This is a genomic window from Cytobacillus sp. ABV4_503 (assembly GCF_056158445.1).
Map to the genome: position 1 here is coordinate 4,943,583 of NZ_JBSWTH010000001.1, position 22,760 is coordinate 4,966,342.

At 44.2% G+C, this 22,760-nt stretch carries 17 protein-coding genes, 2 tRNA genes and 1 pseudogene; 18 read left to right on the forward strand and 2 right to left on the reverse strand.

Annotated features, from left to right (window positions below; translation table 11 throughout):
* Positions 1-288: 288 nt before the first annotated feature.
* From mfd to ACXAD1_RS24705, 10 genes and pseudogenes are all read left to right on the forward strand, one after another.
* Positions 289-3,828, forward strand: coding sequence for a transcription-repair coupling factor (mfd, locus tag ACXAD1_RS24660; RefSeq protein ID WP_474911253.1), 3,540 nt, complete (start codon positions 289-291; stop codon positions 3,826-3,828).
* Between the two features lie 415 nt (positions 3,829-4,243).
* Complete coding sequence (spoVT, locus tag ACXAD1_RS24665) at positions 4,244-4,780, forward strand: stage V sporulation protein T (RefSeq protein WP_009336655.1); 537 nt, start codon at positions 4,244-4,246, stop codon at positions 4,778-4,780.
* A gap of 530 nt (positions 4,781-5,310) precedes the next feature.
* Positions 5,311-6,411, forward strand: a complete 1,101-nt coding sequence (locus ACXAD1_RS24670; protein ID WP_474911254.1) for a polysaccharide biosynthesis protein — start codon at positions 5,311-5,313, stop codon at positions 6,409-6,411.
* Entirely contained in the window at positions 6,365-6,919 is a 555-nt protein-coding gene (locus ACXAD1_RS24675; RefSeq protein WP_474911255.1) for a hypothetical protein, read from the forward strand. Before ACXAD1_RS24670 ends, ACXAD1_RS24675 begins: the two co-directional genes overlap by 47 nt.
* A gap of 8 nt (positions 6,920-6,927) precedes the next feature.
* Positions 6,928-8,381 (forward strand): annotated as a pseudogene (gene yabN, locus ACXAD1_RS24680) (bifunctional methyltransferase/pyrophosphohydrolase YabN).
* A gap of 19 nt (positions 8,382-8,400) precedes the next feature.
* Entirely contained in the window at positions 8,401-8,667 is a 267-nt protein-coding gene (locus ACXAD1_RS24685; protein WP_474911256.1) for an RNA-binding S4 domain-containing protein, read from the forward strand.
* Between the two features lie 238 nt (positions 8,668-8,905).
* Positions 8,906-9,208 (forward strand): sporulation protein YabP, encoded by a 303-nt coding sequence (yabP, locus tag ACXAD1_RS24690; RefSeq protein WP_206845858.1) that lies wholly within the window; start codon positions 8,906-8,908, stop codon positions 9,206-9,208.
* Positions 9,205-9,837 carry a spore cortex biosynthesis protein YabQ gene (gene yabQ, locus ACXAD1_RS24695; protein WP_206845857.1) on the forward strand — a complete coding sequence of 211 codons (633 nt, stop codon included), beginning with the start codon at positions 9,205-9,207 and terminating at the stop codon, positions 9,835-9,837. The genes yabP and yabQ overlap by 4 nt, the downstream gene beginning before the upstream one ends.
* A 15-nt stretch (positions 9,838-9,852) precedes the next feature.
* Complete coding sequence (locus tag ACXAD1_RS24700; protein WP_474911257.1) at positions 9,853-10,263, forward strand: FtsB family cell division protein; 411 nt, start codon at positions 9,853-9,855, stop codon at positions 10,261-10,263.
* Positions 10,264-10,345: 82 nt separating this feature from the next.
* Positions 10,346-10,801: a S1 domain-containing RNA-binding protein gene (locus ACXAD1_RS24705; RefSeq protein WP_206845855.1), complete on the forward strand. Its 456-nt coding sequence runs from the start codon at positions 10,346-10,348 to the stop codon at positions 10,799-10,801.
* A 304-nt stretch (positions 10,802-11,105) separates the two neighbouring features.
* Here the strand turns inward: ACXAD1_RS24705 and ACXAD1_RS24710 are convergent.
* A tRNA-Glu gene (locus ACXAD1_RS24710) sits at positions 11,106-11,177 on the reverse strand.
* A 394-nt stretch (positions 11,178-11,571) separates the two neighbouring features.
* Positions 11,572-11,645: transfer RNA gene (locus ACXAD1_RS24715), tRNA-Met, on the reverse strand.
* Positions 11,646-12,001: 356 nt separating this feature from the next.
* Here ACXAD1_RS24715 and spoIIE point away from each other — a divergent pair.
* The 8 genes from spoIIE (at position 12,002) to hslO (ending at position 22,678) form a co-directional block, all read left to right on the forward strand.
* The gene (gene spoIIE / locus ACXAD1_RS24720; protein ID WP_370223841.1) at positions 12,002-14,482 is read left to right on the forward strand and encodes a stage II sporulation protein E; all 2,481 of its coding nucleotides are present in this window, start codon (positions 12,002-12,004) and stop codon (positions 14,480-14,482) included.
* A gap of 239 nt (positions 14,483-14,721) precedes the next feature.
* Complete coding sequence (locus ACXAD1_RS24725) at positions 14,722-15,462, forward strand: VWA domain-containing protein (protein ID WP_474911258.1); 741 nt, start codon at positions 14,722-14,724, stop codon at positions 15,460-15,462.
* A complete protein-coding gene (locus ACXAD1_RS24730) occupies positions 15,431-16,408 on the forward strand; it encodes a serine/threonine protein kinase (RefSeq protein ID WP_474911356.1) in 978 nt (325 codons plus the stop codon). Before ACXAD1_RS24725 ends, ACXAD1_RS24730 begins: the two co-directional genes overlap by 32 nt.
* Positions 16,409-16,617: 209 nt before the next feature.
* Positions 16,618-18,006, forward strand: coding sequence for a tRNA lysidine(34) synthetase TilS (gene tilS, locus ACXAD1_RS24735; protein WP_474911259.1), 1,389 nt, complete (start codon positions 16,618-16,620; stop codon positions 18,004-18,006).
* A gap of 23 nt (positions 18,007-18,029) precedes the next feature.
* Positions 18,030-18,575: a hypoxanthine phosphoribosyltransferase gene (gene hpt / locus ACXAD1_RS24740; RefSeq protein ID WP_474911357.1), complete on the forward strand. Its 546-nt coding sequence runs from the start codon at positions 18,030-18,032 to the stop codon at positions 18,573-18,575.
* A gap of 143 nt (positions 18,576-18,718) precedes the next feature.
* Complete coding sequence (gene ftsH / locus ACXAD1_RS24745) at positions 18,719-20,710, forward strand: ATP-dependent zinc metalloprotease FtsH (RefSeq protein ID WP_113885324.1); 1,992 nt, start codon at positions 18,719-18,721, stop codon at positions 20,708-20,710.
* Between the two features lie 153 nt (positions 20,711-20,863).
* Positions 20,864-21,643, forward strand: a complete 780-nt coding sequence (locus ACXAD1_RS24750) for a type III pantothenate kinase (protein WP_474911358.1) — start codon at positions 20,864-20,866, stop codon at positions 21,641-21,643.
* A gap of 156 nt (positions 21,644-21,799) precedes the next feature.
* A complete protein-coding gene (gene hslO, locus ACXAD1_RS24755) occupies positions 21,800-22,678 on the forward strand; it encodes an Hsp33 family molecular chaperone HslO (RefSeq protein WP_206845843.1) in 879 nt (292 codons plus the stop codon).
* Positions 22,679-22,760: the final 82 nt, after the last annotated feature.

Genomic DNA, 22,760 nt, shown 5'->3' on the forward strand with positions numbered 1-22,760 from the left:
TGGCGGTTGAACTGCCAGAGCGCCCTGTGCGCTTTTTAAGATAAAAATCCTTGTAACTTTGATCCTATTTAGCTCCAGCGCCAGTACCATTGAGGAGTCGAGGCGCTTGCGCTATTAAAAGATAAAGGGAAACTTTGAACGTTGAGAACTGTCTAGCTCCAGCGCCTACCCCCTCGAGGTCATAAGCCAATCCTCCAAAAAGGCAAAGAACGCCTTTCTGAGAGGCTCGTCTTATGCTCGTCGGGGGTGATCGAGGCGCTTGCGCTTTTCGTTATAGGAGGGGCTTTCATGTTAGGTCTTAAAGAGATTATTAGCCGGCAGGATGATGTAAGTTCCATCTTGTCTGGAATAGAGGAAGGACTAAGGGAGCAGATGCTTGCCGGATTATCAGGATCGGCACGCACCCTGTTTTTGTCTTCGATATATGAGCATTCGGGAAGGCCGATGCTGGTTGTAACACACAACCTTCTGCAGGCACAGAAGCTATATGATGATATCGTCAATCTTGCAGGAGAATCGGAAGTTTTTTTGTATCCTGCAAATGAGTTAATTGCAGCGGAAATGGGGATTGCCAGCCCGGAGTTAAAAGCCCAGCGGATTGAGGCTTTAAATTATTGGAGCAAACATAAGACAGGAATCATGATCGTCCCGATGGCCGGGTTAAGAAAGATTCTCCCGTCTCCAGGCCACTGGCAGAAATACCAGCTTTCTTTAAAAATTGGCGATGAACTGACAGAGGAACAATTAAAAAACTTTGTCCGGATGGGCTATGTCCGTTCGGAAATGGTTTCTTCCCCGGGAGAATTCAGTGTCAGGGGCGGAATTATTGATATCTATCCACTGACTGAGGCTGATCCAGTCAGGATTGAGTTATTTGATACAGAAGTTGATTCAATCCGGACTTTTTCTTTGGAGGACCAAAGGTCAAAAGAAAAATTAAACGAGTTTTCGATTGGGCCTGCAACCGAAATCCCTCTTGATTCAGAGCACTTCCAGACAATAATTGAAAAACTGGAAAAGGGTTTGGGATCAAGCCTGAAAAAACTGAAAGACGATAAAGCGAAAACACAGCTGGCCCAAAATGTTGGCTATGAATTAGAACAGCTGCAAATGGGGAACAAGCCTGAACAGCTTTTCAAATACCTATCGTTTGCCTTTGAGGAAGGAAGTAGTTTAGTAGACTATCTCCCCGTCAATGGCTTAATTTTCATTGACGAAATCAGCCGTGTGCAGGAAATGAACGACTCCCTTGATAAGGAAGAGGCCGAATGGTATACAAGTCTTTTAGGTGAAGGCCAGATTATTCATGATGTGAAGGTTTCCCACACCCTAAAAGAGTTTCTGCACCGTTCAAAGCATCCGATTACGTATATGTCACTGTTCCTGAGACATGTACCGAATACAAATCCGCAAAACATCATTAACGTCACCTGCAAACAGATGCAGAATTTCCATGGACAGATGCATGTGCTGAAAAGCGAGCTGGACAGATGGAAAAAGGGCAGATATTCGGTCGTATTCCTGGGTCCAGACCAAGAGAGGATCAAAAAGCTGCAAAGAGTGCTTGAGGATTATGAGATAGAAGCGGCATTTGTGAGTGAGGATGACCCGATTTTAACAGGGAAAATCCAAATTACAGAGGGCAGTCTGCAGACTGGCTTTGAGCTTCCAAGCCAAAAGCTGGCTGTTATTACCGAAGAAGAGCTTTTTAACAAACGCACAAAAAAGAAAGCACGCAGGCAAAAGCTTTCGAATGCAGAAAGAATTAAAAGCTATTCCGAACTGAAGGTTGGAGATTATGTCGTTCATGTTAATCACGGGATCGGAAAATATTTGGGGATTGAAACTCTGGAGATTAACGGGGTCCACAAAGATTATCTGCATATCCGCTACCAGGGCAGCGACAAACTGTATGTGCCAGTGGAACAGATTGATCTTGTCCAGAAGTATGTCGGCTCCGAAGCAAAAGAGCCAAAAATATATAAGCTGGGCGGAAACGATTGGAAGCGGGTTAAGAAGAAGGTTCAATCCTCTGTTCAGGATATTGCGGATGATCTGATCAAGCTATATGCAGAGCGTGAGGCATCAAAAGGCTATGCCTTCAGTCCGGATGGGGATATGCAAAGGGAGTTTGAAGCGGCCTTCCCTTACCAGGAAACAGAGGACCAGATCCGCTCCATCCATGAAATTAAAATAGATATGGAGAGGGAGCGCCCGATGGACCGCTTATTATGCGGAGATGTGGGCTATGGGAAAACAGAAGTGGCTATCCGTGCTGCCTTTAAGGCGATTGAGGATGGAAAACAGGTTGCCATCCTCGTTCCGACGACCATTTTGGCTCAGCAGCACTATGAAACAATGAGAGAACGATTCCAGGATTACCCGATTGAAATTGGGCTTTTAAGCCGATTTAGAACAAAAAAGCAGCAGACCGAAACCCTTAAAGGCTTAAAGGCAGGGACTATTGACGTAGTTGTCGGCACACACCGGATTTTATCAAAGGATATTCAGTATAGAGATTTAGGCCTGCTCATTATTGATGAGGAGCAGCGCTTTGGTGTGACACATAAAGAAAAGATCAAGCAGCTTAAGACCAATGTGGATGTCCTTACACTGACAGCAACGCCAATCCCTAGAACCCTTCATATGTCAATGCTTGGCGTCAGGGACCTATCGGTCATAGAAACACCGCCTGAGAACCGATTCCCGGTCCAGACGTATGTGATGGAGTATAATGGTGCATTGGTTCGTGAAGCAATTGAAAGGGAACTGGCGAGGGATGGACAGGTCTATTTTCTATATAACAGGGTGGAGGATATAGAACGAAAAGCCGAGGAAATATCCATGCTGGTTCCAGATGCAAGGGTAACATATGCCCATGGGAAAATGACGGAAAATGAGTTAGAATCTGTTATGTTAAGCTTCCTGGAAGGCGAGTCCGATGTTCTCGTCAGCACAACGATCATTGAAACAGGCGTAGATATTCCAAATGTCAACACGCTGATTGTCCATGATGCAGACAAAATGGGTCTGTCCCAGCTTTATCAGCTTAGGGGCCGGGTTGGCCGTTCCAACCGGGTTGCCTACGCGTATTTCACATATCGAAAAGATAAAGTATTAACAGAAGTAGCTGAAAAGCGGCTTCAGGCCATAAAGGAATTTACAGAGCTCGGTTCAGGTTTCAAAATTGCCATGCGGGATTTATCAATCAGAGGCGCCGGCAATCTGCTTGGAGCCGAACAGCATGGATTCATCGACTCTGTCGGTTTTGATCTGTATTCGCAAATGCTTAAAGAAGCGATTGAAGAACGGAAAGATAAGCTCGATGGCGTCGAGGCAAAACAGGCTAAAATTGAGATTGACCTGGATGTTGATGCTTATATTCCTGATTTCTACCTGTCTGATGGCCATCAGAAAATAGAAATGTATAAGCGCTTCCGCGGCATTTCTTCGCTTGAAGATGTGGAAGAGCTCCAGGATGAGATGATCGACCGTTTTGGCGAGTATCCGGATGAGGTGGGTTATTTATTCCAGATTGCCGAAATGAAGGCCTACGGTGAATTTGCCGGAGTCGAGACAGTTAAACAATCCAAACAGGAAGTACTGATTCTTTTATCAGAAAAGGCCAGCGAGCATATAGATGGCCAGAAGATTTTCCAGATCACAAGCAAATACGGCAGAATGATCGGCCTGGGCATGGAAGGAAAGAAACTGAAAGCTGTCCTCCATATTAAAGGCGTCAAAACAAATGAATGGCTCAACATTGCATACGAAGTGATCAAAGGAATGCAGGAAGCGAAAAAGGAGCAGGAACATCCAACTGCGTAAATTTATGGAAACACCACTGTCAATAAAATGAAACAATAGAAATGTTTATCTCTTTCTGACGAGGGTAATTTTAAGTTGAAGGATCATTTGGAATGTTTATCCGTTTTTGGAATGAATAACATCTATGAGAAAAAGTTTTTGTGCACGTATATAACTTTCCATATGAAAGATACTAAGTTCAAACATGGCGATGCATTCATTTTCTCCCAATTATGGATCATAGCCAAAAGAGGAAAGAGTAAGTGCTGTGCTGGAGAAAGAGTTGTCTAGCTCCAGCGCTTAGCCCTTCGAGCCATAAGACAAATCACTCCAGAAATCGGGATCTTCCTGTGTGATTGGTCTTATGCTTGCCAGGGCTGAGCAAGGCGCTTCCGCTTTTCTATTAAATCATCAGATGAAAGTGAGGCAACGTTGGATGAAAGCAACAGGTATAGTTCGTCGAATCGATGATTTGGGTCGTGTAGTCATTCCTAAAGAAATCCGCAGAACACTGCGTATTCGTGAGGGGGACCCGCTGGAGATTTTCGTAGATCGTGATGGAGAAGTCATCTTAAAGAAATATTCACCAATCAGTGAACTGAGCGATTTTGCAAAAGAATATGCAGAAGCATTATATGACAGCCTGGGAAATCCAGTGTTAATCTGTGACAGAGATACTTACATTGCTGTTGCAGGAGGTTCTAAAAAGGATTACTTAAACAAAAACATAAGCGATCTTGTTGAAAAAACAATGGAAGAGCGCAGTTCAGTCCTGGTTAACCAGTCAGGCGACATCTCGCTTGTTGACGGGAACACAGAATCTTCCTCCGCTTATACAATTGGCCCAATCATTGCAAACGGCGACCCAATTGGAGCAGTTATCATTTTTGCAAAAGAAGATTCACTTGGCGACGTAGAACAAAAGGCAGTTGAAACTGCAGCAGGCTTCTTGGCCAGACAAATGGAATCATAAAAATGGATACTTAATGAAAGGGGTAGCGGAATGCTGCCTTTTTTCTTTGGGGTAGGAGGTGCCGCGCGTAAACTGGGTTGAAGTGCGCGTCAAAGTCTCGAATCAGCGCGTAATCGTAAAAGGAGCGCGCGTAAACCAAGGAATTCCGCGCACAAAGTAAGAGAGCGCCCGCAATTGAAGGAAATTCGCGCACAAAAGTCCCGGACTGGCGCGTAAACAAAAATTTAACGTGCGCAAGGTTAGTGAGCACTCAACCCAAGGATATCCGCGCGCAAAACCCCGACCCGCTCGTAAAAGAAAATATAACGTGCGAAAACAAAGATTTCCAGCGCAAATGGTTAATGAGCGCACACAATCGAAGGATATTCCCGCGTAAAAACACGAAAGCCGCGTGTACCCAAAAAACAACGTGCGCAATCCCGTTAAATCCGTGCTCAATCAAAATTATCCGCATCCAACCCAAGCGTTCCCGCGCATAAAGCTTCAATATGCTATAATACTTTCGAATTCAATTGGAAGGAGATGGGCAATTGAAGCCCGTTCAGACATCTGGCGATTTGTTTAGAGGTGCGTTTATTCTGACGATCGCTGCCCTGATTACCAAAATTTTAAGTGCTGTTTACCGGGTCCCCTTTCAAAATATTGTCGGGGATGTAGGTTTTTATATATATCAGCAGGTCTATCCGTTCTATGGAATTATTATCGTGTTATCTACATATGGATTTCCTGTCATTATTTCAAAGCTTTATGCCGAGCATGCCGCTCTAAAGAAAGAGAAGGATATTCAGAATTTATTTGCCGTTTCTGCTTTTGTACTGTCCATAATAGGTTTTATCGGGTTCTCCATTCTGTATTGGGGTTCGGACTGGCTTGCTGTCAGGATGGGCGATCCGCAGCTGGCGATTTTACTCAGAGTGGTGGCGGCCATGTTTCTTCTTTTTCCTATTCTGTCCCTTTTCCGGGGCTATTTTCAAGGCAAAGGAGACATGGTTCCGACCGCAGTTTCCCAGGTGGGTGAACAGCTTGTCAGAGTCATTACCATCCTGATGGCCGCATATTTGCTTGTTAAGGGTGGAAATTCTTTATACATGGTGGGGGGCGGGGCCCTTTTTGGGGCCATAACCGGCGGACTTATTGCCATCCTGATTTTAATCACCTTCTTTTATATAAAAGAAAGAAAAAACCTGCCGTCCGCCATTGCCATCGATTTTAAAAAAAGCGGCAAGCTGGCCAAAACAATTATCATACAGGGATTTGCCATCTGCATCAGCAGCCTCGTGCTTATTTTTATTCAGCTGGCAGATTCGTTCAATTTATACTCGCTTTTATTAACATCCGGAATTGAAGGGGAGGAAGCGAAAGCGCTGAAAGGTGTGTATGACCGCGGTCAGCCGATTGTTCAGCTGGGCATTGTTGTGGCAACATCCATGTCCCTGTCGCTGGTGCCGCTCATTTCCAAAGAAAAAATGAGAAATCAGCCTGCATTCCTTCATAATAAAATCAGACTTGCCCTTCAAATCGGCATTCTCGTTGGGGCTGCGAGCAACGGTAGGCCTCTGGAATATCATAAGGCCTGCAAATATTATGCTGTTCGAAAACCCATCAGGATCAGATGTCCTGGCGATTCTTAGTCTGCTGATATTGCTGAGCAGCCTGATCATCACAATCACAGGAATCCTGCAAGGACTGGGATTTATCTTTTTTCCGGCAGCGGCCATTCTGATGGGATTTGCGGCAAAACTTAGCCTGAACATCCTATTGGTGCCTAATTACGGCACAGCTGGCGCAGCGGCCGCATCATGCCTGGCACTTGCTGCCGTCTTAATTCTTCTTATCGTAAAGCTGCGGGTATATTTGAAAATATCATTGCTTTCTCTTCGCTTTTTAGTGGTGGCCGGTTTTGCTGTTTTAATGATGTCGATTGTTTTGCAGCTGTACCTTCAGGCCACAGCCATGCTGCCAATATCTGAACCGGGCAGAATGTTTGCCGGATTCCAGGCATTAAGCGGCGTAGCGCTGGGAGGCTTTACGTATTTGTATATCGTGTTTAAAGGCAATACTTTTAAAGAGGAAGAGCTTGCTCTGCTTCCGCTTGGAAGCAAACTCATGTTCTTGCTTCCCAAAAAGACTAGGAGATGAATCACTTTATGAAAAAAATAACCATTCTCGGGCTTGGAGCAGGAGACTTGGATCAGCTTCCTTTTGGTGTATATCGAAAACTTAAACAGGCAAAGGTCTTATACCTGCGGACAAAGGAGCATCCGGTTCTGCGCGATCTCGAACAAGAAGGGCTGACTTATCAGTCTTTTGATCATATCTACGAAAAGCATGAGCAATTTGAAGAAGTGTATGAGGAAATTTGTGAGTTTCTCCTGGAAGAAGCCATTGCCAAAGAGGTTACTTATGGAGTTCCAGGCCATCCGCTTGTTGCGGAACGTACGGTGCAGCTTCTCATAGAGCGTGCCCCGCAAAAAGGCATTGAGATTATGATTGAAGGAGGACAAAGCTTCCTTGATCCTTTATTTCAGGTTTTGAAAATTGATCCGATCGAAGGATTTCAGCTTCTGGATGGAACCGATTTAAACAGAGATGAGATCCAGGTGACCCACCACGTCATCATTGGACAGGTTTATGATCAGTTTGCTGCGAGCGACGTCAAGCTGACACTGATGGAAAAACTGCCTTACGATTACGAGGTTTATATTGTAACAGCAGCCGGCAGCAAGGATGAGGTTATTAAACAAGTGCAGCTGCATGAACTGGATCATAATATGGAGCTGAATAACTTAACTTCTGTATATGTGCCTCCTGTGAAAGATGATGCAGTTCTCTATAAAGATTTTTCAAAACTGCGGAGCATTATTGCAGAACTGCGGGGGCCAAATGGCTGCCCATGGGATAAGAAGCAAACCCATGAATCATTGAAGAAATATTTAATTGAAGAAGCCTATGAGCTGATTGAAGCAATTGATAATGAAGATAGCGGGCATATGACAGAAGAATTGGGAGATGTCCTTCTCCAGGTGATGCTTCATGCACAGATTAGCGAGGATGAGGGCTATTTTACCATCGATGATGTAATTGAGGGCCTTTCTGAAAAAATGGTCCGCCGCCACCCTCATGTCTTTGGTGATGTCGAGGCTGAAGATGAAGAGGATGTGCTGAAGAATTGGCAGAGCATTAAGCAGGAAGAAAAGGGTGAAAAGCAGGAATCCATGATGGATTCTATCCCGAAATCATTCCCGAACTTAATGAGAGCGGCTGAAATTCAGAAAAAGCAGCAAAAGTCGGCTTTGACTGGAAGGAAGTCGAGCCTGCCTGGAAGAAGGTAAAAGAAGAGATTGCCGAATTTGAGAAGGAAGCGGTAAAATTCAGCTCTGAAATGGAGTCGGAATTTGGCGATATCCTGTTTGCGCTTGTGAATATTTCACGTTTCTATAAAATTGATGCCGAAGAAGCTGCGAGAAAAACCAATGAAAAATTCATCCGACGTTTTACATATGTGGAAGGACGGGTAATAATGAGCGGCAGAAAATTTGAAGACTTTACGCTTGAACAGCTCGATGAATTCTGGAATGAGGCAAAAGCCAAAGGTTATTAATAGAGGGAGTGGGAAAAAGATGAGATTAGATAAATTTTTAAAAGTATCCAGGCTTATAAAGAGAAGAACACTGGCAAAAGAAGTCTCTGATCAGGGAAGGATCTCAATAAATGGACAGCAGGCCAAAGCAAGCTCAACCGTTAAAGTGGGAGATGAACTTCAAATCCGCTTCGGGCAGAAGCGGGTAACGGTCAAAGTAGAGCGCCTGCAGGAAACGACCCGCAAGGAGGAAGCAGCGGAAATGTACTCGATTGTTAAGGAAGAGAAAGTAGAATCGGAGGCATAAGGCCTGTGCTTATGGAGATTGGCCGATAAAAGAGCAAAGTTGGCCGTTAAATTACCGTTTTAGGCCGATAGAATCTTCATATTGGCCGTTAAATCTTAATTTAACGGAATTTCGTCCGGTTTCATAGTTCCAAATTCAGCAGCACCTCCGCTTTTCCTATTGGCTTGTTCTATTTTAATCCCGCTTTTCATAAACATGTACAAAAAGGTTGTACTATGCAGATTGCGGGGGATAAATAATGAGTCAATATTATGAGTCAAATTCAAACAAAACCAATACTCAGGAACATGATGTCATTATGAGAGGCAGAAGACTGCTCGATATTACAGGCGTTAAACAGGTCGAAAGCTTTGATAATGAAGAGTTTTTGCTGGAGACAGTGATGGGATTTCTTGCGATTAGAGGGCAGAACCTGCAGATGAAGAATCTGGATGTGGACAAGGGAATTGTTTCCATCAAGGGGAAGGTATTTGACCTCGTTTATATTGACGATCAGAATGGAGATAAAGCTAAAGGATTCTTTAGCAAGTTGTTCCGATGACGCTGACCACTCAATTTGTGACCATGCTGGCGATGGTCGGCATGGGAAGTGTATTTGGGGCTGCCCTTGATACGTATAATCGTTTCCTGCAAAGAACCAAGCGGAAAAGCTGGCTTGTATTTATTAATGACATTCTTTTTTGGCTTGTCCAGGGACTGGCAATCTTCTATATTTTATTTCTGGTGAATAAAGGCGAGTTAAGGTTTTATATTTTCATTGCTTTGCTGTGCGGTTTTGCCGCTTATCAAAGCCTATTTAAAAAAATGTATCTGCGGGTATTGGAGATATCCATCCGGATGGCGATCTCCATATACCGCTTTTTCGTGAAGACCATTACTTTGCTCATCTATAAGCCCATCCAGGGTCTTATTATGGCGTTAATTGCGATAGCCGTTATGCTTGGAAAAGGACTTTATTCCCTTTTAAAAGTCATACTTCGAGTCTTTTGGTTCATCTTAAAAATGATTTTTCTGCCTGTCAAATGGATTTTGTCACTTTTGTGGAAATTATTGCCGAAAAAGATTAAAAAAACAGTCGAGAAGTTATATAATAAATTGGCAGGATATTTACAGCTGATAAAGAATTATGTTTTAAAATGGATTGCAAAGTGGAAGAAACCTAAAGAGTAAGGAGGGAGTGCGGAAATGAGTGTCACCAAGAAGAAAAATGTAGCCAAAATGGAAACCAGCTATGTCAAACAGCAGGAAGCAGCAGAGATCAGTGCGGGCCGTAAGAAAAAGCTATTATTTCGCAGATTAGCGGCATTTTTCACACTGGCAGCCGTCGTTTCATTTTTTATGATCTCTACACTCGTTTCGCAGTCTGCTGCTCTGGAAGAAAAAGTAGAAGTGAAAACCAGGCTGGACCAGGAGCTTTCTGACCTGGAGAAGAAGGAAGTTATGCTCGAAGAAGAAATTGTTAAGCTGAATGATGATGAGTATATCGCGAAGCTTGCCCGCAAGGATTACTTCCTATCTGACAATAACGAAATCATTTTTAACCTCCCTGAAGAAGAGGCGGAAAAAGAAAAGAAAAAGGAAAAAAAGGCTGACTGACGCTTTATTGACACTCTTTTTTTGGTTTCTGTATAATATATAATAAGTTTGATTTAAATATTTCAAGGAGGCAATTTTTTTAATGTCAATCGAAGTAGGCAGCAAGTTAAAAGGAAAGGTCACAGGCATTACAAAATTCGGAGCATTTGTGGAGCTGCCGGAAGGCTCAACGGGTCTGGTACACATAAGTGAAGTCGCTGACAAGTATGTAAAAGATATTAATGAGCACCTCAAAGTGGGTGACATGGTTGAAGTGAAAGTCATTAATGTCGAAAAGGACGGCAAGATTGGATTATCCATCAAAAAGGCAAAAGACCGGCCTGAGCGTTCTGAAAGACCTGAAAGAGGCGACAGAAAAGAATTCAGACCTAATACAAACTCTGGCCGACCTCGCCATAACAGATCAAACGACCATCGCCCTAAAGAAAACTTTGAAGCCAAAATGGCTCGTTTCCTAAAGGACAGCGAAGATCGTCTGTCGTCGCTAAAGCGCCATACTGAATCCAAACGAGGAGGAAGAGGCGCTAAACGGGGATAACTTGCTGCTGATCGATCTATCTATATAGCAGGATGGAAAACAAGTCCGATGGGGCTTGTTTTTTTGTGTTGTTTAACGCTGTAAATTCTGCAGGCAGCTTATTAATAGTGAAACCTTGATACAGTGCGAAGTGACCGATATATGGTAAAAGTAGCCGATATATTGAAAATCTGGCCGATAAACTGGAAGGGAATTAAACAGTTTAATCAATTGCTTGGTAAAATCTAAAATTATGTTCTGAAAGTAGAAAAAATCCTCAAAACCATCAAAAAAACGCCAGCCTAAGGCTGACGCTCTTTTGAAATGACCCGTACGGGATTCGAACCCGTGTTACCGCCGTGAAAGGGCGGTGTCTTAACCGCTTGACCAACGGGCCGTGGAAGATAACATTCTAAGTTGTCCAGCTTCAGCGCCTACCCCCTCGAGGTCACAAGCCGCTCCTCCCAAAAAGGTAAAGACACCTTTCTGTGCGAATCGTCTTGTGCTTGTCGGGGGTGACCGAGGCGCTTCCGCATTTCAATAGTCCAGCTTCAGCGCCTACCCCCTCGATGTCACAAGCCGCTCCTCCCAAAAAGGTAAAGACACCTTTCTGTGCGGATCGTCTTGTGCTTGTCGGGGGTGACCGAGGCGCTTCCGCATTTCAATAGTCCAGCTTCAGCGCGTAGGGGCTCGAGGTCATAAGCCAATCTGTCAAAAAGGTAAAATGCAACCTTTCTGCCATTTTGTCTTATGCTTGTCGCCCCTGGGCAACGCGCTTCCGAAATTTATGATAGCGGCGGAGGGGATCGAACCCCCGACCTCACGGGTATGAACCGTACGCTCTAGCCAGCTGAGCTACACCGCCATGTTTTAATAGATTTATAGCTGCGCTCTGAAGCACAAGATTTATAATACAAATTTTTAAAAAGGAAGTCAATAAGATATTTAAAGAAATATGTCGTAAATCTCCCTTGCCTCTTCGTCAATTTCTTCCATGCTTCTCTTTCCGATGAAAGCAGTCATTCCAAGGGTTTGTTTACTTTTTTTGTAAGAATCCAGTCCAACTTCAGCAGGTCCAATTTTAAATCTTGTTACCTATCCCCATATATAGTGGAAAACCGTCGAACGAAAAGCCTGGGCTTGTCTGCTATTTTGACAAACTTCTGGAGCGCTGGATTTTATAATTGTCAGCAACGATAAAAATATGGGGAGTGTAGTTTAATGGAAAAGGTAGAAAGGAATGTAATGGAGCCGATCGGGGAAGTGCCCTTCAACAAACCGAAACTGGATTTTGCCAAAGGCTTAAAAAAACTCCACTCAGGGTTGGAGAATTTCTTTCTGAAAAAAGGCTATGTTCTGCTGATCATTGGCTTTTTGCTTGGAAGAGCCTTGATATTGGCGAAGCTTACCCCATTTAGCCTTCCGTTTTTTGCCGCGGTTTATTTCATACGAAGGGATAAGGCGCCCCTGGCACTAGTGGGATTAATGGCAGGTGCTGCCACATTGTCCATCTCCAATGCTGTATCCGCTTTTGGAATAACTTTCATCTTTTTATTTGCCTTCCGGGTCTCGAAAAAATGGCTGCATAATGAAATCAGGGCCCTGCCTTTTTTTGTATTCTTCACTCTTTTAGGAGGCAAGCTCCTGGAGGCATTCATTATGAAGGGCCAGCTGACTTTATATGATGGAATGATGACCGGTGTTGAGTCAGGTCTTGGCTTCATTCTAACGCTAATTTTTCTGCAGGGGCTGCCGCTGCTTTCGATTAATAAACGCAGACAATCACTGAAAACCGAAGAAATCGTCTGCCTGATCATTATGCTGGCTTCTGTTATGACGGGAACAATAGGCTGGACTGTCTATGATCTTTCAGTCGAGCATATTATGTCACGCTATCTTGTCCTTCTCTTTGCCTTTGTGGCAGGAGCAACAGTCGGTTCTACAGTAGGGGTGGTAACCGGCCTGATCTTCTCCCTTGCGAATATATCGAGCTTTTATCATATGAGTCTGCTAGCCTTCGCGGGTCTATTAGGCGGTCTTTTAAAAGAAGGCAGGAAGTTCGGTGTGGCATTCGGCCTTCTGATTGCGACACTCCTGATGGGCATGTATGGAGAAGGAAGCGGAAACCTCATGAAAACTCTGTCCGAAACAGGCGCAGCGATTCTCTTATTTTTATTAACTCCGCAGGCTTTAACGATGAAATTGGCCAAGCAAGTCCCGGGAACACCTGAATATGCCGCTGAGCAGCAGCAATATATGAGAAAAATGCGCGATGTGACAGCACAGCGTGTTGCCCAGTTCTCAAGCGTCTTCCAGGCCCTTTCTAAAAGCTTCTCCTCTCATGATGAGCCTTCTGAATGGGAAGAAGACGGTGACAGGGAAGTGGATTATTTCTTAAGCAATGTAACTGAAAAAACATGCCAGACCTGCTTTAAGAAAGATCATTGCTGGTCAAAGAACTTTAATACAACCTATGACTATATGATGGATATTATGCATGATGTGGATAACAATGAAGGTTCCCTTTCTCCAAAGCTTGCGAGAGATTGGGAAAAGTACTGCACAAGATCGAAAAAAGTGACTGAAGCTGTACAGCAGGAGCTTACATATTTTAAGGCGAACCAAAAGCTCAAGAAGCAGGTTCAGGAAAGCAGAAGGCTGGTAGCTGATCAGCTGATGGGTGTTTCGGAGGTGATGGGTGATTTCGCTAAAGAAATCCAGCGGGAGCGGGAAAATCATCATAAACAGGAAGAACAGATACTTGAAGCGCTTCAAGAGTTTGGCATTCATATCGAGCAGGTGGAAATCTACAGCCTGGAGCAGGGAAATGTCGACATTGATATGACCATCCCATATTGCCAGGGGCATGGAGAATGCGAAAAGCTAATTGCACCGATGCTATCTGATATTTTGGGAGAAACAATATTAGTAAATTCAGAGGAGTGCGCCGCGTTCCCGAATGGATACTGCCATGTCACATTCCGGTCAGCCAAGGCATTTGTGGTGGAAACAGGCGTTGCACATGCTGCGAAGGACGGCGGTTTAGTATCAGGCGACAGCTATTCCACTATCGAGCTGGGTTGCGGAAAGTATGCGATTGCCATCAGTGATGGAATGGGCAATGGGGAAAGGGCTCACGCGGAAAGCCAGGAAACACTTCAGCTACTGCAAAAAATTCTTCAATCGGGCATTGAAGAGCAGGTTGCCATTAAATCAGTCAATTCCGTTCTTTCATTAAGGACCACAGACGAAATATTCTCCACCTTGGATTTAGCCATGATTGATCTGCAGAATGCTGACGCGAAATTTTTGAAAATTGGATCAACTCCAAGCTTTGTAAAGAGAGGCCATAAAGTGATGAAAATTCAGGCCAGCAATCTCCCTATGGGCATTATCCAGGAATTTGATGTAGATGTTGTCAGTGAGCAGCTTAAAGCGGGAGATTTGCTGATTATGATGAGTGATGGCGTTTTTGAAGGGCCAAAACATGTTGAGAATTTTGATTTGTGGATGAAGCGCAAGGTATCCGAGTTAAAGACGGACGATCCTCAAGAAGTGGCCGATTTAATTATGGAAGAGGTGATCAGGTCACGATCCGGAAATATTGAAGATGATATGACGGTGGTGGTGTCAAAGGTCAAACACAATACTCCTAAATGGACCAGCATCCCCGTACATGCCATCCGCCAAAAGGCCAACTGATTAATTTGCTCATAGTTAAATAACTCAATAAGGTCTCTGAAGTTAGGTAATTGTCCAGCTCCAGCACCTACCCCCTCGTGGTCACAAGCCAAGCTTCCCAGAAAGGCAAAGTACGCCTTCCCGTGAGGCTAGTCTTGTGCTTGTCGGGGGTGAACAAGTTGCTTCCGCATTTCTTAGGTATATTTCCCCTCCTTTCAGTCGAAAATGCTAACAACTCAGAATGTGGAGGGGAGTTTCAAATGAAAACAGGAACACTGAAGCAAATTTTACTGATAACGGATGGCTGTTCAAATCAGGGTGAAGATCCTGTTGCCATGGCGGCACTGGCCAAGGAGCAGGGTATAACTGTGAATGTAATCGGAGTCATGGAGCAGGATGTCATTGATGAACAGGGAATGAATGAAATTGAAGGAATCGCAATGTCAGGAGGCGGAGTCAGTCAGGTTGTCTACTCTCAGCAGCTGTCCCAGACGGTACAGATGGTGACGAGAAAAGCCATGACCCAGACACTTCAGGGAGTTGTGAATAAAGAGCTCCAGCAGATCCTGGGCGGCGGCTCAAAAACAATGGAAGACCTTCCGCCTGATCAGCGGGGGGAAGTGATGGAGGTCGTGGATGAACTCGGTGAAACGGTTGAACTTGAAGTGCTGGTTCTCGTGGATACCAGTGCAAGCATGAAGCATAAGCTTCCTACCGTAAAAGAAGCATTGCTGGATCTCTCCCTAAGTCTTAATGCCCGATCTGGTGATAACCGTTTTTCCGTATTCGTATTTCCCGGGAAAAAGAAAGATGTCGAAAAAATGCTGGATTGGACACCGAATCTTGAATCTCTGACCAGTATTTTCTCGAAATTGACAACAGGCGGGATTACGCCTACAGGTCCAGCCATTCATGAGGCACTAAACCATTTTAAGAAAAAACGTTCATTAAGGAGTCTGCTTTCCAGTGATGATGAATCATTCTTTGAAGAGTCAGTGTAAAGTAAACCCTGGTACTGTGATTGAAGGAAAGTGGCACCGAAACCGATATACCATTATAAAGGAATTGGGGTATGGTGCTAATGGGATTGTGTATCTCGCCAAAAACCAAAATCAGCAGGTTGCTTTGAAAATGAGTGATAACGGGATGTCCATCACGTCTGAAGTGAACGTCCTTAAATCCTTTGCAAAGGTCCAAGGCTCTGCCCTCGGGCCTTCTTTGCTTGATGTGGATGATTGGGAAAGAAGGAGTGGAAAGGTTTCGTTCTATGCAATGGAATATATACAGGGCCCTGATTTGCTGACCTTTATCCAGCAAAAAGGATCCTCCTGGACTGGTGTCTTAATCGTACAGATGCTGAATGATCTTGATTCCTTGCATAAAGCGGGCTGGGTTTTCGGTGATTTAAAGCCGGATAATTTGATCGTAACAGGCCCACCCTCAAAAATACGTACGATTGATGTGGGTGGAACCACTATTCAAGGCAGGGCGATAAAAGAATTTACCGAGTTTTATGATCGCGGCTATTGGGGATTGGGGACCAGAAAGGCTGACCCTGCCTACGATCTTTTTGCTGCAGCCATGATTTTAATCAATACAGCATACCCGAAAAGATTTGCTAAGACAACAGGTGACCTCAAACAGCTCAAAATGATGGTCCGCCAAAAGAAAGAACTGCTGAAATACGAAGATGTTATTCTAAATGCCCTGCAAGGAAACTATAGCTCGGCAGGTGAAATGAGAAATGATATGCTCCAGCTCACCCGTTCCAACCCGCCGCAAAGGAGCACGGGAAACAGGAATGCCGGACAATCAGCTGGTCCTCAGCCTGCCAGCAGGCAAATGTACAGGCAAAAAAAGCAGAAAGGGAGTATCTTTGAAACCCTGCTGATTACCCTTATCGTGACGCTTCTTTATTTCTTATATATTTATGGGCAGCTGCTTTAAATTTGTGAAAAATGAAACTTTCTTCTCCCTGATCCGTATAGTAAGCTTAATCCCTTTTGATATTTACCCTTTAAAAATGATATGCTTTTCTATATGAAGGATTATGCTGCCCTTTGCAGGGGTAGTGATAAAGTGAAACTTCAATTAGAGGATAATCTTTTTCTGATTGTCAGCAATAAATACATTTCTAACGGATAAGGAAGAAGCCTATGCTCCAAGAGAAAGTGAGTGCTTACCTTAAGAAAAAGGGACTGGATTTAAACAATAAGAAAATAGTAGTCGGTGTATCAGGAGGTCCGGATTCAATCGCCCTGCTCCATTATTTTTGGAGCCGGAAACAGCAGCTTCAAATCGAACTAATCGCCGCACATGTTGATCATATGTTCAGAGGCGAAGAATCCTTTCAGGACGCCTTGTTTGTGAAGGGTTACTGCAAAGAGAAAGCCATTCCATTTGAAATGGAAAGAGTGAATGTGCCTGAATATATGGAGAAATCCGGGAAGAGTTCCCAGACAGCTGCAAGGGATTGCCGCTACAGCTTCTATCAAAGAACCGCCACGAAGTATGAGGCAGACTTTATAGCGCTGGGACATCATGGCGATGATCAGGTTGAAACCATATTAATGCGGCTTACAAGGGGAAGCGCCGGCAGCGCACGGGCAGGAATTCCCTTCATGCGCCCATTTGGCGATTACTTTATCATCCGCCCTTTCCTATGCTTGAATAGAGCAGAAATTGAAGGCTACTGCCTGAAAGAACGCCTGAACCCCCGGCGGGATCCAAGCAATGAAAAAGGCGTATACAGCCGCAACCGATTCAGGCAGGAAGTGCTCCCATTCCTGAGAAAAGAAAATCCTCAGGTGCATGAGCATTTTCAAAGATTCAGTGAAGATTTGCAAAGTGATGAAGCATATCTGCAGGAATTAACTGTCCATAAAATGAATACAGTAATGAAAAAGAATGCCAATGAGGAAATTAGTATGGATATCGATGCTTTCGAGGCAATGCCAATGCCTTTACAAAGGAGAGGGATTCAACTAATATTAAACTATCTTTATAAGGAAAGGCCGGCATCGTTATCGGCATCTCATATAGAGAGCATTTTTTCCTTAATGAAAAGTCCTCATCCATCGGGAAATTTAGATTTTCCAGGCGGTTTACACATTGTACGCTCCTACCGGCAATGCCACTTCTTATTCCCGAAGGAACCTGTACAATCCTATCGTTATGAAGTCTTCGAACCTGCAAGCATTATACTCCCAAACGGCGGATCGATTATCCTTGAATATGCTGATTGTCCTGAAGGAATTCTAAACAATGATACCCTGGTATTAGGCAGGGAGGATGCTTCTCTTCCAATGATTATCAGGACAAGAGAAAAGGGAGATCGCATGACGCTAAAAGGAATGCAGGGGTCCCGGAAGATTAAGGACATTTTCATCGATCATAAAGTACCGCTGCATGATCGGAAAACCTGGCCGATTGTGACAGATGCACAAGGCAGGATCCTGTGGGTGCCTGGTTTGAAGAAATCACATGATGATAGGCAGCAGCAATCTTGTACCAGTTATATTATTTTAAAATACATAAAGCAATGATCTTCTAGGGGGCACAATAAATGATGAAAAATGATATTGAAAAAGTACTGATTTCGGAAGAGGAGCTGCAGGATAAGATTAAATCCCTTGCTGCTGAACTTACTGAAGAATACCAGGACCGATTCCCGCTTGCCGTTGGGGTTTTAAAAGGAGCCATGCCTTTCATGAGCGACCTTCTAAAGCGCGTGGATACATATCTTGAGATGGACTTCATGGATGTATCAAGCTATGGAAATGCAATGGTTTCTTCAGGAGAAGTGAAAATTCTGAAAGACCTTGATACTTCTGTGGAAGGCAGAGATATTCTAATCATCGAAGATATCATAGACAGCGGCTTGACACTCAGCTACCTTGTTGAGCTGTTCCGGTACAGAAAAGCGAAAAGCATTAAGATTGTAACACTGCTTGACAAGCCAACAGGAAGAAAGGCTGATATCAAAGCTGATTATGTAGGATTTATTGTTCCTGATGAATTCGTAGTCGGCTACGGCCTGGATTACGCGGAAAAATACCGTAATCTTCCATATATTGGGGTCCTGAAGCCGGAAGTATACAGCAATAACGATTAAGGAAATCCTAAGCATTGATCATGTATTAAAGCCCTTTACTGCAACATGAATCACCCGGTTTTAAGAAGTCTAATTCCTTGTATTGGCACGATTTTCTATGATACTATACACTATAGTTTGTTTACCGTGGGAGGAGGTAAGGGATGAATCGGATCTTCCGGAATACCATCTTTTATTTATTAATATTTTTAGTCATTATTGGAGTTGTCAGCTTCTTTAACGGCAACAATGAACCAACGGAGCACATCTCTTATAATAAATTTGTTGATCACTTGGAAAGCGGCGATATTACGTCCATTTCCCTTCAGCCTGAGAGAGGTGTATTTGAAGTAAGGGGTCAGCTAGAAGGATATGAGGAAGGCAAATACTTCCTGACTTATATCATGAACAATGATAATATCCTTGACCGTGTGGATCAATTAGCCCAGTCTTCAGATGTTGAAGTCATGCCGGCTAAGGAAACAAGCGGATGGGTGACATTCTTTACGTCAATCATTCCTTTCATCATCATCTTCATACTATTCTTCTTCCTGCTGAACCAGGCGCAGGGCGGAGGCAGCCGTGTGATGAACTTCGGCAAAAGCAAAGCCAAGCTGTATGATGAAAGCAAAAAGAAAGTGCGCTTTAAAGATGTTGCAGGCGCCGATGAAGAAAAGCAGGAGCTTGTTGAGGTCGTTGAGTTCCTTAAAGACCCGCGCAAGTTTGCTGAATTGGGAGCAAGAATTCCTAAAGGTGTTCTTCTTGTAGGACCTCCGGGAACAGGTAAAACCTTGCTTGCACGGGCAGCTGCCGGTGAAGCGGGCGTTCCGTTCTTCTCTATAAGCGGTTCTGATTTCGTTGAAATGTTCGTCGGTGTGGGTGCTTCCCGTGTCCGCGACTTATTCGAAAATGCTAAAAAGAACGCGCCTTGTATTATTTTTATCGATGAAATTGATGCTGTAGGGCGCCAGCGTGGTGCCGGCCTAGGCGGCGGACATGATGAACGCGAGCAGACCCTTAACCAGCTTCTAGTTGAAATGGATGGATTTGGAGCAAACGAAGGAATTATCATCGTTGCTGCCACTAACCGTCCGGATATTCTTGACCCGGCATTATTGCGTCCGGGACGTTTTGACAGACAGATTACAGTTGACCGCCCGGATGTAACAGGTCGTGAAGCTGTACTTAAAGTACACGCACGCAATAAACCTCTTGATGAGAGTGTCAACCTAAAGGCTATTGCACAGCGTACACCTGGTTTCTCAGGAGCAGACTTAGAAAACTTATTGAATGAGGCGGCCCTTGTCGCAGCCCGTCGAAATAAGAAAAAGATAGATATGACAGATTTAGATGAAGCATCAGACCGTGTAATTGCCGGTCCCGCTAAGAAAAGCCGTGTTATTTCTAAGAAGGAAAGAAACATCGTTGCTTTCCATGAAGCAGGTCATACAGTCATCGGTTTAGTGCTTGATGAAGCTGAAATGGTTCATAAAGTGACAATTGTGCCGCGCGGCCAGGCTGGAGGATATGCAGTTATGCTTCCGAAAGAAGACCGCTACTTCCAGACGAAACCTGAGCTTCTCGACAAAATTGTCGGATTGCTTGGCGGACGTGTGGCTGAAGAAATTGTCTTCGGTGAAGTAAGCACAGGTGCCCATAATGACTTCCAGCGTGCTACAGGCATTGCCCGCCGCATGGTAACCGAATTCGGAATGAGCGATAAGCTTGGACCATTGCAGTTCGGACAGTCTCAGGGCGGCCAGGTATTCCTTGGACGTGACTTCCATAATGAACAGAACTATTCAGATGCAATCGCATATGAAATCGATCTTGAGATCCAGCGCATTATCAAGGAATCCTATGAAAGAGCAAGAAAGCTCTTAACAGAAAACCGTGATAAGCTGAATCTGATCGCCAATACATTGCTTGAAGTTGAAACGCTTGATGCGGAACAAATCAAGCACTTATCAGAACATGGCAGACTGCCTGACCGTTCAGTGACTTCCATTTCAACGGATGAAGATGTTAAAGTAAACATCAGCATCAAGAAAGAGGATCCTGCTGAAACAGGCGAAATCCCTGAAACAAGGGAAGGCTCAAGCCCTGCAGAAGCGGATGTGCCACCTGCCATCGACGAAGAACGCAAAGACAAATAATAATCGAAAAGCGCCTCCAGGGGCGCTTTTTTTTGCCGGAAAATATCAATTCCAAGATTGACCGGAATTTTCGATTACACGAAACAACAGCAGTTGTGATATGATGTTTTCAGTGAAAATAGCGTTTTAAATAATCATAAAGTGGTGAGAATGTTGATCTTTGTTTTCGACGTAGGGAATACGAATATCGTTCTGGGTGTCTATGACCAAGATGAATTAAAGCATCATTGGCGAATTGAAACCAACCGGAATAAAACAGAAGATGAATATGGAATGATTGTGAAGTCTCTGTTTGAGCATGAGAATCTTTCCTTTTCAGATATAGATGGCATTATCATTTCCTCAGTGGTGCCGCCAATCATGTTTTCGCTTGAAAGAATGTGCCAGAAATATTTCCATGTGAAGCCTCTTGTTGTAGGTCCTGGCATCAAGACAGGCTTAAACATCAAGTATGATAACCCGAGAGAAGTGGGGGCAGACCGCATCGTCAATGCTATAGCGGCCATTCATGAATATGGAAGCCCGTTAGTCATTGTCGATTTTGGAACAGCCACTACTTATTGCTATATCAATGAAAATAAGCAATATATGGGTGGTGCAATTGCTCCGGGAATCGGAATCTCGACCGAGGCTCTTTACTCCCGTGCAGCCAAGCTTCCAAGAATAGAAATTGCCCGTCCTGATCATATTGTCGGAAAGAATACCGTATCTGCCATGCAGGCTGGGATTTTATATGGTTATGTTGGCCAGGTTGAAGGTATAGTAAAAAGAATGAAAGATCAGGCATCGCAAAAGCCTACTGTCATTGCCACTGGGGGTCTTGCAGGCCTAATTGCGCAGGAATCGGATATCATTGATGTCGTGGATCCATTTTTAACTTTAAAGGGTCTGCAGATTATTTATAAACGAAATATGGAAACCATAAAAAAATAGGACGAAAGCTTTGAAAGACTTTATAAGAGGTTTTCTGGAAGTTAAGTATGTGTAAACTTTATGAACTTCGAAAATTGTCTAGCGCAAGCAGCCTACCCCCTCTAAGGTGTCGGGGGTGGGCAAGTCGCTTCCGCTTTTCGTAGAAAGGAGCAAAAAATGAACGATTACCTAGTAAAAGCACTTGCATATGATGGACAAGTCCGTGCATATGCATCCCGCACTACCGAAACAGTTGGAGAGGGCCAGCGCAGGCATTATACATGGCCAACCGCTTCAGCGGCATTAGGGAGATCCATGACGGCGGGCGTTATGATGGGCGCCATGCTGAAGGGCGATAACAAACTGACTATCAAAATCGAAGGCGGCGGTCCAATTGGCGCCATCCTTGTAGACAGCAATGCTAAGGGAGAGGTGCGCGGCTATGTAACAAACCCTCAGACGCACTTCGATCTTAATGAGCAGGGCAAGCTTGATGTGCGCCGCGCGGTCGGCACTGAAGGGACGCTGACTGTCGTGAAGGACATTGGAATGAGAGAGCACTTCACAGGACAGGTTCCGCTGGTTTCCGGAGAACTTGGAGAGGATTTCACCTATTACTTTGTTACTTCTGAACAGGTGCCTTCTTCCGTTGGAGTTGGTGTTCTTGTTAACCCTGACAATTCAATTCTTGCTGCTGGGGGATTTATTCTCCAGCTTATGCCGGGAACCGATGAAGAGACGATTACTTTAATTGAGAACAGACTGAAAGAAATTCCGCCTGTATCCAAATTGATCCAGCAAGGATTAACGCCTGAAGAACTACTGGAAACAATACTTGGCAAAGACAATGTGAAGTTCCTTGAGAAGCTTCCTGTCTCTTTTACTTGTACATGTTCAAAAGAGCGTTTTGCCAATGCAATCATCAGCCTGGGTAAAGAGGAAATCCAGCAAATGATCGATGAAGACGGCCAGGCAGAAGCATCCTGCCATTTCTGCAACGAGAAATACCACTACACTAAAGAAGAACTCGAAGAATTAAAGAACGAAGTAAAGTAATAAACTTGATAAAGCGACTGCCTAAAGCTTTTAGGCTCCTGAAAGAAAAGGATGCTGAGGCTCGGGGCTCAGCGGGGCGCTT

Excerpts from the sequence above, each read along its gene's own strand:
- mfd (WP_474911253.1), top strand. The coding sequence starts at position 289 with ATGTTAGGTCTTAAAGAGATTATTAGCCGGCAGGATGATGTAAGTTCC.
- spoVT (WP_009336655.1), top strand. The coding sequence starts at position 4,244 with ATGAAAGCAACAGGTATAGTTCGTCGAATCGATGATTTGGGTCGTGTA.
- ACXAD1_RS24675 (WP_474911255.1), top strand. The coding sequence starts at position 6,365 with ATGCTGTTCGAAAACCCATCAGGATCAGATGTCCTGGCGATTCTTAGT.
- ACXAD1_RS24685 (WP_474911256.1), top strand. The coding sequence starts at position 8,401 with ATGAGATTAGATAAATTTTTAAAAGTATCCAGGCTTATAAAGAGAAGA.
- yabP (WP_206845858.1), top strand. The coding sequence starts at position 8,906 with ATGAGTCAATATTATGAGTCAAATTCAAACAAAACCAATACTCAGGAA.
- yabQ (WP_206845857.1), top strand. The coding sequence starts at position 9,205 with ATGACGCTGACCACTCAATTTGTGACCATGCTGGCGATGGTCGGCATG.
- ACXAD1_RS24700 (WP_474911257.1), top strand. The coding sequence starts at position 9,853 with ATGAGTGTCACCAAGAAGAAAAATGTAGCCAAAATGGAAACCAGCTAT.
- ACXAD1_RS24705 (WP_206845855.1), top strand. The coding sequence starts at position 10,346 with ATGTCAATCGAAGTAGGCAGCAAGTTAAAAGGAAAGGTCACAGGCATT.
- spoIIE (WP_370223841.1), top strand. The coding sequence starts at position 12,002 with ATGGAAAAGGTAGAAAGGAATGTAATGGAGCCGATCGGGGAAGTGCCC.
- ACXAD1_RS24725 (WP_474911258.1), top strand. The coding sequence starts at position 14,722 with ATGAAAACAGGAACACTGAAGCAAATTTTACTGATAACGGATGGCTGT.
- ACXAD1_RS24730 (WP_474911356.1), top strand. The coding sequence starts at position 15,431 with ATGATGAATCATTCTTTGAAGAGTCAGTGTAAAGTAAACCCTGGTACT.
- tilS (WP_474911259.1), top strand. The coding sequence starts at position 16,618 with ATGCTCCAAGAGAAAGTGAGTGCTTACCTTAAGAAAAAGGGACTGGAT.
- hpt (WP_474911357.1), top strand. The coding sequence starts at position 18,030 with ATGAAAAATGATATTGAAAAAGTACTGATTTCGGAAGAGGAGCTGCAG.
- ftsH (WP_113885324.1), top strand. The coding sequence starts at position 18,719 with ATGAATCGGATCTTCCGGAATACCATCTTTTATTTATTAATATTTTTA.
- hslO (WP_206845843.1), top strand. The coding sequence starts at position 21,800 with ATGAACGATTACCTAGTAAAAGCACTTGCATATGATGGACAAGTCCGT.